A 13,216-nucleotide genomic window follows, 5' to 3' on the forward strand; every position below is an offset into this window, starting at 1 on the left:
TTTACATAGATAGTAAAGTATTATTTAAGTAATGTGAGCGTTGTTGCAATTGCATTATCAACAAAGGCTTGTTGCGGCTGTGATTTCAGCATGACCGTTAATCCGATTAGTGCCACAAGTAGTGCTTGTGCTAAAGATTTCGCATCCGTGTCAGCATCTAACTCGCCTGATTGGATTCCTCGCTCAATCGTCTCCTGAAAAATAACAGCTAAATAAAGTTGATGCTCTCTCGTTAAAATTTCAAATCTCTCGTCATGAGGAGCTAATTCAACCATTGTATTGATACAAAAACAGCCGTTACTAAGATCTTTCGTATATTCAGCTGCAATCACTTCTTCAAAAAAAGTAGCAAATGCCTGCTTTACAGACGTATGACTTTGGAGTCTTGCTCGTATATCAGCTGCACGAGATGTCGTATATCTTCGAAGTGCTGCTTCGAAAAGCTCTTTTTTGTCACCAAAGGTTGAATAAATACTAGGACGTTGAATGCCCATTCTAGCAGTGAGATCACTTAAAGAAGTAGCTTCATATCCCTTCTCCCAAAATAACTGCATGGCAGCCTCTAATACTTTTTCTTCATCAAATTCACGGGTTCTTGCCATAAAAAACCCACCTCCTTTATGTAAGGATTAATAAGCTGGTCACTACAATTTAAATACCAAACAGTATGTAATAATTGTATAACCTGCTCTTTATATTGTCAATTTCCGTTTTATTTATAAAAATAAATTCAAAAAATACATTGACACAGTAAATAAAACTAAGATATATTTACCAATAATTATTTCATACCGAACGGTAAGTTATAATGACAATTCAATTATGAATGGAGGATATCGTGTGGACAATGATCTGAAGCGAGAAAACGATGCGCCTACTATAAATCAACAGTCTTCCATGTCTCGAGCTATAACATTATTATTCGCAACAGCCTGTGGAATGTCTGTAGCCAATATTTATTTTGCACAGCCGCTGCTCGATCAATTGTCAAATGAGTTTACTATTGATCACTCGATTATTGGTGTTGTTATTACCATCACGCAAATCTTTTATGGCTTAGGTTTATTACTCTTAGTGCCTCTAGGGGATTTACTCAATCAGCGCCGATTGATTATTGGACAGATGCTACTGTCCATAACGGCTTTGGTTATAGTAGGCACTGCCTCCTATAGCGCAGTACTTTTCACAGGTATGGCTTTGGTAGGTCTACTTGCAGTTGTGACGCAGACACTTGTGGCATTTGCGGCTACTATGGCTTCCCCTACAGAACGAGGTCGTGTTGTTGGCATTGTCACGAGCGGAATCGTCATTGGCATACTGCTCGCTCGGACCTTCGCTGGTCTCTTAACTGATCTTGCTGGCTGGCGGTCCGTTTATCTAGTCTCTGCCACTCTTATGTTTTTAATGGTCTGTATATTTCTAAAAGTGTTACCTAAAGTGGAGCGTGAAGTAAAAGCCCTATCCTACTTTCAGCTAATTAAATCCGTATTTATGTTGTTCATTCAAGAAAGAACTTTACGTATCCGCTCGGTTTTAGCCATGCTAATTTTTGCTAATTTCAGTATTTTATGGACGCCACTTGTTCTGCCACTTAGTGCCCCACCGTTAACACTGTCACACAGTGTCATTGGTGCTTTTGGTCTTATTGGAGTGGCTGGTGCATTAGCTGCCGCACAGGCAGGGAAATTTGCTGACCAGGGTTATGGACAAAAAACAACAGGGATTGCTTTAGTGCTACTACTCATTTCATGGTTGTTTATAAATTATCTAGAAAAGTCGTTATTTGCATTAGTTGTTGGTATTATCTTGCTGGATTTGGCCGTACAGGCAATTCATGTCACTAATCAGACGATGATTCTTCCATTGCGTGCAGAAGCGCGAAGTCGACTTACCGCTGGTTACATGGTGTTCTACTCCATCGGCAGCGCTGGCGGTTCAATCGCTTCTACACAGACATATGCACACTTTGGCTGGGAAGGGGTTTGCTTACTTGGAGCTTCTATCAGTACAATTGCCCTTATTTTTTGGGTAATGACTAGACGATTCACAAAATATTGATTTAACTTAGGAGAGATAACAAATGGAAATAGGAATTACTTCTTTCGTAGAAACAAAACCAGATGTTCATAGTGGCGAGGTAATTAGTCATGCACAGCGTTTACGTGAAGTAGTGGAGGAAATCATTCTTGCAGATCAAGTAGGATTGGATGTGTTTGGCGTTGGCGAGCACCATCGAGAAGATTATGCTGCTTCCTCCCCAGCAATGGTGTTATCAGCTGCCGCTCCACAAACGAAAAAAATTCGATTAACAAGTGCCGTGACAGTTCTTTCTTCTGCCGATCCCGTACGTGTCTTTCAGGATTTTTCTACTTTAGACGGACTATCAAATGGGCGTGCGGAGATTATGGCTGGCCGTGGATCCTTTATCGAATCTTTCCCCCTATTTGGCTACAATTTAAATGATTATGATGAACTGTTTGAAGAACATTTGGACTTATTACTCAAAATTCGCGAGTCAGAAAAAGTAGTATGGGAAGGGAAGCATCGACCAGCGATCAATAATTTAGGTGTGTATCCAAGACCTGTTCAAAAGTCTTTACCCATTTGGGTTGGTAGTGGAGGAAATCAACAATCAGCCATTCGGGCAGGAATTTTAGGATTACCCCTTATGCTAGCAATCATTGGTGGCAGTCCTATGCAGTTTGCTCCAATCGTACAACTTTATAAAAAAGCTGCTGCTCATGCAGGTCATGATTTATCTAAGCTTCGGGTAGGCTCCCATTCGATAGGTTTCGTTGGCCCGAATAACGAGTGGGCAGCAGATACATTTTTCCCATCTACACAGGCGGGCATGAATAAACTGGGCAAAGAACGTGGTTGGTCGTATTATGATCGTTCTAGCTATGATGCTGCACGTAGTTTTGAAGGGGCATTATATGTCGGTGATTCAGAGACAGTTGCTCAGAAAATCATTCATCTTCGTAAACATGTAGGGATCACACGATTTATGTTATACGTACCTTTAAGTACAATGCCACATGATCAAGTCATGCAAGCGATAGAACTTCTTGGAACAGAAGTGGCACCCCGTGTGCGTGAGGAAGTTGCTAAATGGGAGGCGGAAATGGCACTAGAAGGACATCCATTTATTTAAAAATTCATTACTTTACAGGGAGAATTTATATGACAATCAATGACCGAATCTTACCCGAATTAAGGCAGGCTTACTCGCAATTTCCAGGCTTTCGCCTAGACGAAGATTTAGAATGGAGTCGTCGTCTCTTAGCCCAATCACCATTAGAGGAGTCAGAACTTGTATTTACAACTAATCGTACAATTCCTAGAGGTGATGGAGGTGAAATGCTAGTTAAAATATATGAACCCGTTAAACGGAGCAACGATAAACTTCCAGCTATGCTTTGGATTCATGGTGGTGGTTTCGTTATGGGACACCCCGATATGGATGATCTTCTATGTGAACGTTTTGTTCAGACCGCTAACTGCGTTGTCGTTTCTGTTGATTATCGACTTGCTCCTGAGCATCCTTATCCAGCCGCGATTGAAGATTGTTATGCAGGGTTAGTATGGATGACAGCTGAGGCTCCATCACTAGGCATTGATGTTAAACGAGTGGCAATTGCTGGTGCAAGTGGTGGCGGAGGGCTAACAGCAGCACTAGCATTAATGGCTCGCGATAAGGGAGGGCCTTCAATTATATTTCAAATGCCATTATATCCAATGCTTGATAACCGAAATGAAACGCCATCTAGCTATGAGATTACCGATGCTCATGCAACATGGAGTAGATCAAATAATTTGACCGCTTGGCGTATGTACTTAGGAGAAGAAAAGGACACCAACGAACTTTCTCCGTATGCGGTTCCTTCAAGAGCAGATAATTTAGCAGGATTACCACCAACCTATACATGTATAGGTCAACTTGATTTATTTCGAGATGAAACCTTTGATTATGTAACACGTCTTGCCCAAGCAGGAGTAGATGTTGAAATGAATCTCTACCCTGGTAGCTTTCATTGCTTTGAAGTCTTTGTACCTGAAGCCGAGGTAAGTCAGCGTGCAAGTCAGAACTATTTAGATGCAATGGCTCGCGCTCTTCACCCTTAGTCTACCTTACTGAAAATGTGAAATAGCCCTTATCATAGTCGTTAAGTAGTTCAGTTGCAATCATAATTGGCAGGAGCATAATTTTCTAAATGAAAGTTGCTGCTCTTGGAATGTTTGAATATGAAAATTTAAAATGCGAAAATGCTTTGACGATATTTTCGCATTTTATAATTATAACAATTTAGTTATGATGACCTTGTTGATAAAAACTTCACAGCTATGCAAGTCCAATTCCTCAATTTATGGCAAGTTTATCGTAAAATAAAATAATGACTTTTTTTATCATCAAATGAACTATGATGTTAAAATTACTATAAAGTGATCCAATCAGGAGGTGTAATCATTTGGAAGAAAAATATACTATAGGTGAAACAGCTAAAATAATAGGTTCTACTATAAAAACAGTTCGTTACTATGATGAAATTGGGTTGCTAAAACCTACAAGTTATACTGATGGTGGACATCGATTATACACAGTGAAAGATATATGGCGTCTTGAAATGATTACAAACCTGCGTTATTTGGATTTTGGAATTGATGATATAAGCAAAATGATATCTGAGGAGCTATCAGTCACTAGAATACTTGATTGGCAGATTGAATCGATGGAAACACAGGTTAATACGCTTATGGATATGATATCAATTTTGCGTCAAGCAAAGGAACATAATGGGGATTCATTGCAGTGTATTCATGATTTAGTGAATGCACGAACAATTAAAGCTGAAAATAAAAAACAATTTATCGATAAAAAAGTGCAAGAAATACAATTCTTAAATGGCATTCCAAAAGAGTGGAAAGATTCGTTTTTTTATTATTTTGACAAATACATTATTAATCAGGTGAAAGGCTCCGCCAAACAAACCGCTGCTTGGCATGAGTTGCAGGAGCTCATAAATGATCCGCAGTTTATAAAAGACCTGAAAAATACTGAATTTCTGTACATGAATATTGTTCATCAGCCAAAATACAATGCTACAACACTGGTCAGAAAGCTCGAAAACATCCATGATCGATTGAATAAGGCGTTGAAACAAAAATCGCCTGCCAGCAGTCCGGTTGTACAGGCCATTGTCGATGATACTGCTAGGCTGTATGCGAACTCAGAGCATTTGGACAATAAAGAAGATTACTTCCATTACTTTGTAAAATATATTCAAAGAACCAAAACCAAACGACTCGAACGATGCGAAATATTATGTGCCATTCTAAGTCCACAATACTACCAACTCTCAAAAGCTAATCAATTACTATTTCAAGGAATAGAATGGCGACTTGAACATATGGAAAATTCAGAAGGCGAATAATTGAGGGGCTAAACACCCTCAACTATTCACCTTAGCTGTCAACCTTTCTGTAACGTAAATTCTGGATAATCCCCAATATTTTGCTCTAATAGTTTAAATGGCTGTTGCTTTAAATAATGATTAAAGAAATCCAATGAATAGTCGTTAATCAGATGATAAGCCTTTTGGATGTCGACCCCTTCCATCCGTTCATAAAGTGGTGAAAACAGGTATAAATCAGAGAAGCCCATATGCTTCATATTTTTAATCTTCATCCAATAGTTCCCACCCACAGTTACATACTCATACCGTGGCAAAGTTTCTTTTACAAACTCGATGAACTCCTCACTATCCGTTTCCTTCGCTTCTCTGATTGAGTCATCAGCACTCATCATCATAAATGGCTTCTTCAGCCCCTCCGTAGGAACTCGGAGTTTTCCATATAGAACGCCGTCCATATTAAGAGCTGCTTTTATTCTTGAATCTGTCATTAGCATTTGGGTGCTCGTTGCCCCACCAAAGGAATGGCCAAACATACCTATATTCTCCATATCCATTCGACCTGTAAAACGGTTTTCAGAATCATTTTGGGCCAGCTGCTCTACTTGATCCAGCACAAATTTAGCATCTTCAACCCAACCTTCATTTGCTTTATCTAAATATGCAATTGATTCCGTTTTTTGTGGGACGTAATTTGCTATACGACCATCAGAAAAAACTGAGGCCGTGCTACTGTAGGTGTGATCTATACCTACCACGATATAGCCTTGACTGACTAATTGCTCAATTTGAAAAGTGTTCTGATTTTTATGCCCACTAAAGCCATGAGAGAAAAGGAGTACCGGATAGGTTGTTTCCTGATTAGAAATCTCAGCGTTCTCAATAGCATGTGTTTTGACATAACCAAAATTTGCGAATAAAAACTTCGGTAAATTTAGAATTTTACTATACCCCTCTGCAAAAACAGCAGAATCGGAAATATAAGGAGCCGTATTACCTTTAGCATTCGTATCAGCAGGATACCAGATTTGTACCATTAATTCGCGTTTGTCGCCAAGCTCTGGTGTGAGAGTCTCTTCCCTCTTAGTATCTTCCCAATCGTAGGTGACTGTTCCAATTTGGTACGGACCCGCTGGCTTTTCAAAGGTAAATACCGGAAGAACGATAGGCAGACTAACTGCTATGGCAGAATAAAGTACAGCTAATGTTGAATTCAGAACAACGCGTAATCGGCGCATACTTGATTGTTGTTCTTTTTGAACTTTTGGGTTAAAAAAGTGCCTTATCACAACAACAACGAGAAAAAATAATGTCATCAAATAAGTCGGTATCATTTGCCACCGCATCCCTTCAATGATTCCATGGACAAGTAGAAATAGCATAGACATACCACCAGCTATCAGTATTCCTCGCTGTGACTTGTTTCTACCAAAAACTAACCAACCTAGTAAAACAATATTAAAGATGACATAAAACAATTCAATAGACCTCATAATAAAAACCTCCTTGTTTTTTGATCTTGCTGATTCAAATCAAAGTGTATTACCTCCAGTAAGAGGAGAATCAACAATCAATACAAAAAAACACTGACATTTTTTATAATTGTCCACCATTTTACAAATTTAAGGTTGTATATTATTAAAATAAAAATTGAGCAGTTATAAAAAATTGTCTTTATAATATCAATAAAGAACTATGAATATTTCACAGGTACAGGTTAAATTATTTTAGAAGTTAGGAGAGGACAGAAATGGATTCCTATGAAGTATCGACATTAAAAAAGGGCCTTTTGATATTGGATGTATTACGACAAAAGCATGCTCTTACATTGACTGAAATTATGGAAGAGTTATCACTGAATAAGACATCGGTTTTTCGCATGCTTTATACTTTGGAAAAAATGAATTATGTTAATAAATATAATAAATACTATCAATTAAATCCTCATATTTTTAGAGATGAACATCTATATTGGCATCAAGATATTGAATGGACTTCCCTTGTAGCACCCTATCAATTAGCCCGACAAGAAGAAATAACTACTTATATTGGTATTTTAGAAGATTGTGAAATGGTGATAAAAAATGTCATCAGGGAGCCATTTGAACAACCTTTTTTTCAAGCAATCGATACTCGAACACCCATGCATTCAAGTGCACTTGGAAAAGTAGTCTTAGCTCACCTCCCCATAGAAACGCAACATGACATGTTAAATAGTATAAGACTTCATCCACTTACATCAAAAACCTTCTATGATTATGGTTTATTAATTCCTCACTTACAGGTTATTAAAGCACAAGGATACGCTGTTGATAATGAAGAAACCAATCTAGGTAAATGTTGTATTGCAGTACCTATCTATGTCAATAAAGAAGTAATAGGTGCCATTGCCCTACACGGTTCGACGGAGCAAATAAAGAAAGCGGCCATTCGTTCTTTTGTAAAAAAATTAGTCGAGGCAAGTAAAAAATTAACAGCGGAAATTGATTATCTTTTAACATAGTTTTGTATCTTAGAAGATTAATAAGCTATGCTCCTTTGCAATAAAAATGCTTTTGTTTCTATATATGAAACTATTAGTATAGATGTTTGTAAAAATAGGTTTTTATCCTATTCTTGTTATAGAAAAACGAGGAGGTAAGAAGATGAAATTCCATACATTAAAGAAAACTAATATCCGTATTTCAGAAATTGGTCTTGGAACAAATGCTGTTGGTGGTCATAATTTATTTGAAAGCTTAAATGAACAAGATGGAAAGGAGCTAGTGACAACAGCCCTAGATCTTGGAATAACTTTTATTGATACAGCAGACATTTATGGTAAAGGGCGTTCAGAGGAAATCGTTGGGGATGTTTTGAAAAACTATCGTAGGGAAGATTTCGTTTTGGCAACAAAGGCAGCTAAACGTTGGTTTGAAGATGGTACAGTAACAGTAGATAATCATCCAAAATATCTACGACAAGCTTTTGAAAATAGCTTAAATCGCCTCCAATTGGATTATGTAGATCTATACTATTTGCACTTCCCTGATAACGAAACACCTCTTGTTGAATCGATTGGAGAATTATCGCGCTTAAAAGAAGAAGGTAAAATCGGAGCAATAGGAATTTCTAACGTAACATTAGATCAATTAATCGAAGCAAATATGCATAATGATATTTCAGTCTTACAATCTCCTTATAATATGTTAAACCGTTCAGCCGAACAAGATTTACTGCCATACTGTATAAAAAATGATATTTCATTTATTCCTTATGGACCACTCTCATATGGTCTACTTGGTGGCAAGTATACAAAAGATTTTAAACTAGGCGCAGGGGACTGGCGAGTTTCAAACCCTTTATTCCACGGTGAACTGTTTGAACAAACATTAGTTAAAGTAGAGGCGTTAAAGGAAGTAGCAGCAGAAAAACAAACAACATTACCAAATCTGGCTCTTGCTTGGTTATTAGCCCAAGACGGTGTTGATGCCGTTATCCCAGGAGGAAAGCATAAAAGCCAAGTAGCTATCAATGTGGAAGCAACGGATGTCCTGTTAACAAATGAAGATTTAATGAAAATAGAAGGAATTTTATAATAAAAAATGAGAAAAGAGAGGATTTTTGCAAATTCGCTCTTTTCTCATTTTTATTATATTTTAGCTTTGTGCTCTATCGCAATTTTAGCGTAGTTTGACTGTGCAATTCTGCTAACAGCCTGTCATTTTCTTGGATTATTGGAAATTAAGCGACTCCTCTTCTTAATCCAGTTTACGCACTTTAATCGGGATTAATGTTCTTTCTAATTGTTCACGATGCTGTTCGTACTGAAGTGGCAACATTAATTGGCTACCCATTGTCTCAGGTGTTTCGTCATGAGCAAATCCAGGAGGATCTGTAGCGATTTCAAATAGAATTTCGCCAGGCTCACGGAAATAAATCGCATTGAAATAATTACGATCTTTGACTTCCGTTACATGCTGTCCATGGTTCATCACATACTCTTGCCATTCTAAATGATCCGTATTATCTTGAGCTCTCCACGCAATATGGTGAACCGTTCCTACACCCATTTGACCACGTACACCTGCTACTGTTTTTAAATCTACAGTATTACCAATAGCTGCACTTGATTTATAACGAGTATAGTCACCCTCTGTCCCTACCTGTTCAAGGCCCATCACTTCTGTTAAAACTTTTGCCGTTTCTTCAGGATGACTTGAGTATAGTGTAGCTCCACCAAAACCTTTAATAGCAACCTCGGGTGTTACCTCACCAAATGTCCATTCATTGAGCTCGCCTTCCGCACGTGCAACAAGTTCAATATGCAAACCATGTGGGTCGTCCAATTGAATGACTTGCTCACCAAAGCGTTCAGCTTTTTGGAAGGGAATCGAGAATTTTGCTAAGCGATTAATCCAAAATGGAAGTGCCCCTTCTGGTACAACATACGTTGTAACGCCAACTTGGCCATCACCAATACGTCCTTGATAAGCATCTGCCCAAGGGAAGAAGGTAATGATTGTGCCTGGTTTTCCACCTTTATCGCCAAAATATAAATGATATGTGCCAGGATCATCAAAGTTTACAGTTTGCTTCACTAAACGTAAGCCCAACACACCTGCGTAAAAATCAATATTCTCTTGTGGATGCCCTACGATGGCTGTGATATGGTGAATACCTGCTGTATGTTTTTTCATGTTAACAAGCCCTTTCGACTATTTTTCTCACCTTTACTGTGCCCAACTACGTCCTACCTCAAACTGGATAAGCTTAGCGAATTGTATATAAAGCTTTAGACCATGGGATTAATTGATCTAACATTTGGTTCACTGAATCTGATTGTACTTCCTTTGGTTTAAAGTCTGTTCCATTTTCAAAATCTGTGAATAAGGATAATGCTGGGTGAACACGTACATCTGCAATTAATAGCTCTCCCATAATGCCACGTAGATGTTCTGCTGCACGAGCTCCACCTACAGAACCATATGACACGATTCCTGCTGCCTTGTTATTCCACTCAACACGTAAATAGTCTAGTGCATTTTTTAAGGCCCCTGTAATAGAGTGATTATATTCTTGTACGATAAACACAAATCCATCTTGTTTAGCAATAATTTCTGACCAAGCCTGTGCACCCGAAGCATCTTGCCCTGGTTCGCCTAATAATGGCAATTTATAATCAGCAATATCGATCACTGTATAGTTTGCGTCACCACGTAGATCTGCAATTTCCTTTACCCATTGTGCTACTTGAGGGCTTACACGTCCCTCACGTGTCGATCCAATAATAATGCCGATATTTAATTCTGCCATTGTTTGTTCCTCCTCTTTTTTTGAACTAAATAATTTATTCAAAAAACCCATAATTGTACCTCCTGACGAAAGCTAAAGGTTCGAATTCATTTATCTTGAAATTATTTATCTTTAATTCGAGATAATAATAACACGATATTTTTATCAACGTCAACAACTTTGTTTTTAAATTTAAAAAGGCAGAGAAAACTAACTCTCTACCTTCCCTAAAAGCTTATAAACCTGTGATTTTAAATAGCTATATTGCGCATCATTGGTATCATGTAAAGCCTCTGTCCTATTTGAATCAATATCCTGATAGTCGATTATGTATGAAAATTGCTCCTCCGTAAAATCCATTTTTACGCCATTAATGACATTATAAAAGTACCAGCCCTCCTTGAGAAATGTCTTTCTAATTTCTCCGCCAAGAATATCCTGCACCACTAATGAAGTAACGCCACATTGCCCTTTTGCAAGGTTATCCAAGCTCCATTTAGAACTTGATTGGCTTGACCATAATTTTCTTAAAGCGTTTAAAATGTCTTTTTTCATGCTATAACTCCTCTCAAACACTTTAAAATGGGACTTCATCCATTTTTATTGGTGTTGAGTTCCCTGTAATCCAATCATCTTTAATAGCACTATAGACAATACTATCTGTCACGGTACCGTCCTCATTTTCCCAAGCATTTCTTAAATAGCCCTCGTTCACAAAGCCAGCCTTACTAAAGCATTTTCGCATCCCCATATTATCGGCTCTAGTATAGCCCTCAATACGAATCTTACCTTTTTCGCCAAATAGATCAATGAAGTGCTTTAACACCATATCCTTACTTCCACATGAATAAAAAGAATCCCGACTTTTTCCCCTTCCTCAAGTAGCCAATGTGTTTCACGATCGTTCTTATAGTAACCCTCCACATATGCAGCTCGAATGGACTCTTCTTTTACCAGTGGATTCGTGTGATACAACCATTTATTTTGAGTGAGTAATTGTACTAAATCATCAATTTCTTCTTCAAATAATTTGAATTCCATTAATAGCTCCTTTCTTAAATGTCCTCACATATATCAGAAAAAATAAAATTGGTTTTTGTATGTGCATATGGCTGTAATACATCAATAAACTGCTCAACATCAGAAAAAGTTTGAAAATGCCCTTTTAATAAAAAACATGCCTCACCTGATATTCGATAACAAAAATCTATCGTTGTATACGTCTTAATAAGATCTTTAAAATCTGCATAGCGGTTGTTTTTTATTGTCGCCTCAATGATAGCCTCAACTGGATAGCCTAATGCCTTTTTATTAATAGCCAAAGTATATTTTTTTATGACTTCCTGTTCCTCTAATTGCCGTACTCTTTCACGAACAGCTGGTGCCGATAAATGTACTCGTCTCCCTAATTCACTCATAGAAATACGACTATCCTCCTTTAATTCTTTCAGTATCCTTTCATTAATGAAATCCATTATGGCAATACCCCTTCTTTTTAAAAGGAAACGATTATAATTTCCTTCGAATTCGCATGTTAACTTCGTTATTCATATTTTACACTAATGAAAGGAGGGATGTTTGATGACACTTATTCATTTACACGACAAGGGCTTAACGCCATTTCAACAACTATTAGGCTATAACGAGGGAATTCAGCTGCACTGGCAACAGTTGGGGGAGGTACTCGAAAAAGACGGGCATCTATCCGCTTCATTAAAAGAAGAGGTTCGAAAAACATTAGCTCAAAAAAATGGCTGTCAGTATTGTAAGGCAAAAGGCAAACCAGATCCACAATACTATGATGAGAAAACAGCCGTATGTACAGGTTTTGCAGAAGCATTCTTAGCTTCAAAAGGTCACACTGCGGCCAATGTCACAGCTGTATTAAAGGATTATTTAACAGCAGCCGAGATTAGCGAGCTACTAGCATTTATTTGCTTCGCGACAGCACAGCAATATTTTGGTGCTCTTATGCAATTAAAATAACGGAACTAGGGGTCTTCCCTAGTTCCTATCCACCAATTTGAACGTTCTATCCATCACATTTAGTGCTGTATCCACCGCTTTATGCATGCTATCCATCTAAATCGATTTTATTAGCTATATCTATAATAAATTGCTTACTAAGCTCCTCTTTCATATTATTCTCAGCATCCACCATCACTTGTTCAATGAGACAGCCTTGATGATGAAAGACATCTTCATGATCTGAAGCACAACTAAATAATGAGGTTTGTCCTTCAATCGCATAAATCACATCTAAGAAAGAAATTTCTTGTGGACGCTTAGAAATACGGTAACCACCGTTGACACCTGGATTCGACTCAATTAAACCTGCCTTCACAAGCTTTGTTAATATTTTCGAAAGATAGGTTGGTGATAATTTCTGCATTTCTGCTAGAGACTCTACGCTCATTGATTTCCCTTTAGGATTGAGCGTTAAAAACACCATCGTATGTAACGCATAATTTGTTGCTTTTGAATATTTCATCATTAATCACCTCCATTCAGGACTATTACTATCTGTAATT

At 37.8% G+C, this 13,216-nt stretch carries 16 protein-coding genes; 7 read left to right on the forward strand and 9 right to left on the reverse strand.

Annotated features, from left to right (window positions below):
• Window positions 1-20: 20 nt before the first annotated feature.
• Window positions 21-602 carry a TetR/AcrR family transcriptional regulator gene (locus MHI04_RS21130; protein ID WP_036128759.1) on the reverse strand — a complete coding sequence of 194 codons (582 nt, stop codon included), beginning with the start codon at window positions 600-602 and terminating at the stop codon, window positions 21-23.
• A gap of 220 nt (window positions 603-822) precedes the next feature.
• Between MHI04_RS21130 and MHI04_RS21135 the strand changes: the two genes are divergently transcribed.
• The 4 genes from MHI04_RS21135 to MHI04_RS21150 all read left to right on the forward strand — a co-directional run bounded on the left by MHI04_RS21135 (window position 823) and on the right by MHI04_RS21150 (window position 5,432).
• Window positions 823-2,058: an MFS transporter gene (locus MHI04_RS21135; RefSeq protein ID WP_342535168.1), complete on the forward strand. Its 1,236-nt coding sequence runs from the start codon at window positions 823-825 to the stop codon at window positions 2,056-2,058.
• A 22-nt stretch (window positions 2,059-2,080) separates the two neighbouring features.
• Window positions 2,081-3,154, forward strand: coding sequence for an LLM class flavin-dependent oxidoreductase (locus tag MHI04_RS21140; RefSeq protein ID WP_342535169.1), 1,074 nt, complete (start codon window positions 2,081-2,083; stop codon window positions 3,152-3,154).
• Between the two features lie 29 nt (window positions 3,155-3,183).
• A complete protein-coding gene (locus MHI04_RS21145; RefSeq protein ID WP_342535170.1) occupies window positions 3,184-4,125 on the forward strand; it encodes an alpha/beta hydrolase in 942 nt (313 codons plus the stop codon).
• Between the two features lie 344 nt (window positions 4,126-4,469).
• Window positions 4,470-5,432: a MerR family transcriptional regulator gene (locus MHI04_RS21150; protein ID WP_271911344.1), complete on the forward strand. Its 963-nt coding sequence runs from the start codon at window positions 4,470-4,472 to the stop codon at window positions 5,430-5,432.
• Between the two features lie 38 nt (window positions 5,433-5,470).
• Here the strand turns inward: MHI04_RS21150 and MHI04_RS21155 are convergent, their stop codons facing one another.
• A complete protein-coding gene (locus MHI04_RS21155) occupies window positions 5,471-6,904 on the reverse strand; it encodes an acetylhydrolase (protein WP_342535171.1) in 1,434 nt (477 codons plus the stop codon).
• Between the two features lie 257 nt (window positions 6,905-7,161).
• Between MHI04_RS21155 and MHI04_RS21160 the strand changes: the two genes are divergently transcribed.
• Together MHI04_RS21160 and MHI04_RS21165 are read left to right on the forward strand one after the other, a co-directional pair.
• Window positions 7,162-7,914, forward strand: a complete 753-nt coding sequence (locus tag MHI04_RS21160; RefSeq protein WP_058845241.1) for an IclR family transcriptional regulator — start codon at window positions 7,162-7,164, stop codon at window positions 7,912-7,914.
• Between the two features lie 142 nt (window positions 7,915-8,056).
• A complete protein-coding gene (locus MHI04_RS21165) occupies window positions 8,057-8,989 on the forward strand; it encodes an aldo/keto reductase (protein ID WP_036128769.1) in 933 nt (310 codons plus the stop codon).
• Window positions 8,990-9,151: 162 nt separating this feature from the next.
• Here MHI04_RS21165 and MHI04_RS21170 read toward each other — a convergent pair whose 3' ends face one another.
• The 6 genes from MHI04_RS21170 to MHI04_RS21195 all read right to left on the reverse strand — a co-directional run bounded on the left by MHI04_RS21170 (window position 9,152) and on the right by MHI04_RS21195 (window position 12,160).
• A complete protein-coding gene (locus MHI04_RS21170) occupies window positions 9,152-10,090 on the reverse strand; it encodes a ring-cleaving dioxygenase (RefSeq protein WP_342535172.1) in 939 nt (312 codons plus the stop codon).
• A 73-nt stretch (window positions 10,091-10,163) separates the two neighbouring features.
• A complete protein-coding gene (locus tag MHI04_RS21175) occupies window positions 10,164-10,757 on the reverse strand; it encodes an NADPH-dependent FMN reductase (protein WP_036128773.1) in 594 nt (197 codons plus the stop codon).
• Between the two features lie 138 nt (window positions 10,758-10,895).
• Window positions 10,896-11,240 carry a hypothetical protein gene (locus MHI04_RS21180; protein WP_342535173.1) on the reverse strand — a complete coding sequence of 115 codons (345 nt, stop codon included), beginning with the start codon at window positions 11,238-11,240 and terminating at the stop codon, window positions 10,896-10,898.
• 22 nt (window positions 11,241-11,262) lie between these two features.
• Window positions 11,263-11,514, reverse strand: coding sequence for a GNAT family protein (locus MHI04_RS21185; protein ID WP_230593984.1), 252 nt, complete (start codon window positions 11,512-11,514; stop codon window positions 11,263-11,265).
• Window positions 11,505-11,726: a hypothetical protein gene (locus MHI04_RS21190; RefSeq protein ID WP_230593986.1), complete on the reverse strand. Its 222-nt coding sequence runs from the start codon at window positions 11,724-11,726 to the stop codon at window positions 11,505-11,507. The genes MHI04_RS21185 and MHI04_RS21190 overlap by 10 nt, the downstream gene beginning before the upstream one ends.
• A 14-nt stretch (window positions 11,727-11,740) precedes the next feature.
• Window positions 11,741-12,160: an Lrp/AsnC family transcriptional regulator gene (locus MHI04_RS21195; RefSeq protein ID WP_036128778.1), complete on the reverse strand. Its 420-nt coding sequence runs from the start codon at window positions 12,158-12,160 to the stop codon at window positions 11,741-11,743.
• 106 nt (window positions 12,161-12,266) lie between these two features.
• Between MHI04_RS21195 and MHI04_RS21200 the strand changes: the two genes are divergently transcribed.
• Window positions 12,267-12,671 carry a carboxymuconolactone decarboxylase family protein gene (locus MHI04_RS21200; protein WP_036128779.1) on the forward strand — a complete coding sequence of 135 codons (405 nt, stop codon included), beginning with the start codon at window positions 12,267-12,269 and terminating at the stop codon, window positions 12,669-12,671.
• 88 nt (window positions 12,672-12,759) lie between these two features.
• On the opposite strand, the gene MHI04_RS21205 is transcribed toward MHI04_RS21200, so the two are convergent.
• Window positions 12,760-13,179 carry an Rrf2 family transcriptional regulator gene (locus MHI04_RS21205; RefSeq protein ID WP_036128781.1) on the reverse strand — a complete coding sequence of 140 codons (420 nt, stop codon included), beginning with the start codon at window positions 13,177-13,179 and terminating at the stop codon, window positions 12,760-12,762.
• Between the last annotated feature and the right edge of the window lie 37 nt (window positions 13,180-13,216).

The organism is Lysinibacillus sp. FSL K6-1151 (assembly GCF_038630755.1).
GTDB classification, from domain to species: domain Bacteria; phylum Bacillota; class Bacilli; order Bacillales_A; family Planococcaceae; genus Lysinibacillus; species Lysinibacillus fusiformis_D.

Coding starts and splice junctions, on each gene's coding strand:
- MHI04_RS21130 (WP_036128759.1), bottom strand. CDS start 602: ATGGCAAGAACCCGTGAATTTGATGAAGAAAAAGTATTAGAGGCTGCC.
- MHI04_RS21135 (WP_342535168.1), top strand. CDS start 823: ATGAATGGAGGATATCGTGTGGACAATGATCTGAAGCGAGAAAACGAT.
- MHI04_RS21140 (WP_342535169.1), top strand. CDS start 2,081: ATGGAAATAGGAATTACTTCTTTCGTAGAAACAAAACCAGATGTTCAT.
- MHI04_RS21145 (WP_342535170.1), top strand. CDS start 3,184: ATGACAATCAATGACCGAATCTTACCCGAATTAAGGCAGGCTTACTCG.
- MHI04_RS21155 (WP_342535171.1), bottom strand. CDS start 6,904: ATGAGGTCTATTGAATTGTTTTATGTCATCTTTAATATTGTTTTACTA.
- MHI04_RS21160 (WP_058845241.1), top strand. CDS start 7,162: ATGGATTCCTATGAAGTATCGACATTAAAAAAGGGCCTTTTGATATTG.
- MHI04_RS21165 (WP_036128769.1), top strand. CDS start 8,057: ATGAAATTCCATACATTAAAGAAAACTAATATCCGTATTTCAGAAATT.
- MHI04_RS21170 (WP_342535172.1), bottom strand. CDS start 10,090: ATGAAAAAACATACAGCAGGTATTCACCATATCACAGCCATCGTAGGG.
- MHI04_RS21175 (WP_036128773.1), bottom strand. CDS start 10,757: ATGGGTTTTTTGAATAAATTATTTAGTTCAAAAAAAGAGGAGGAACAA.
- MHI04_RS21180 (WP_342535173.1), bottom strand. CDS start 11,240: ATGAAAAAAGACATTTTAAACGCTTTAAGAAAATTATGGTCAAGCCAA.
- MHI04_RS21185 (WP_230593984.1), bottom strand. CDS start 11,514: ATGGTGTTAAAGCACTTCATTGATCTATTTGGCGAAAAAGGTAAGATT.
- MHI04_RS21190 (WP_230593986.1), bottom strand. CDS start 11,726: ATGGAATTCAAATTATTTGAAGAAGAAATTGATGATTTAGTACAATTA.
- MHI04_RS21195 (WP_036128778.1), bottom strand. CDS start 12,160: ATGGATTTCATTAATGAAAGGATACTGAAAGAATTAAAGGAGGATAGT.
- MHI04_RS21200 (WP_036128779.1), top strand. CDS start 12,267: ATGACACTTATTCATTTACACGACAAGGGCTTAACGCCATTTCAACAA.
- MHI04_RS21205 (WP_036128781.1), bottom strand. CDS start 13,179: ATGATGAAATATTCAAAAGCAACAAATTATGCGTTACATACGATGGTG.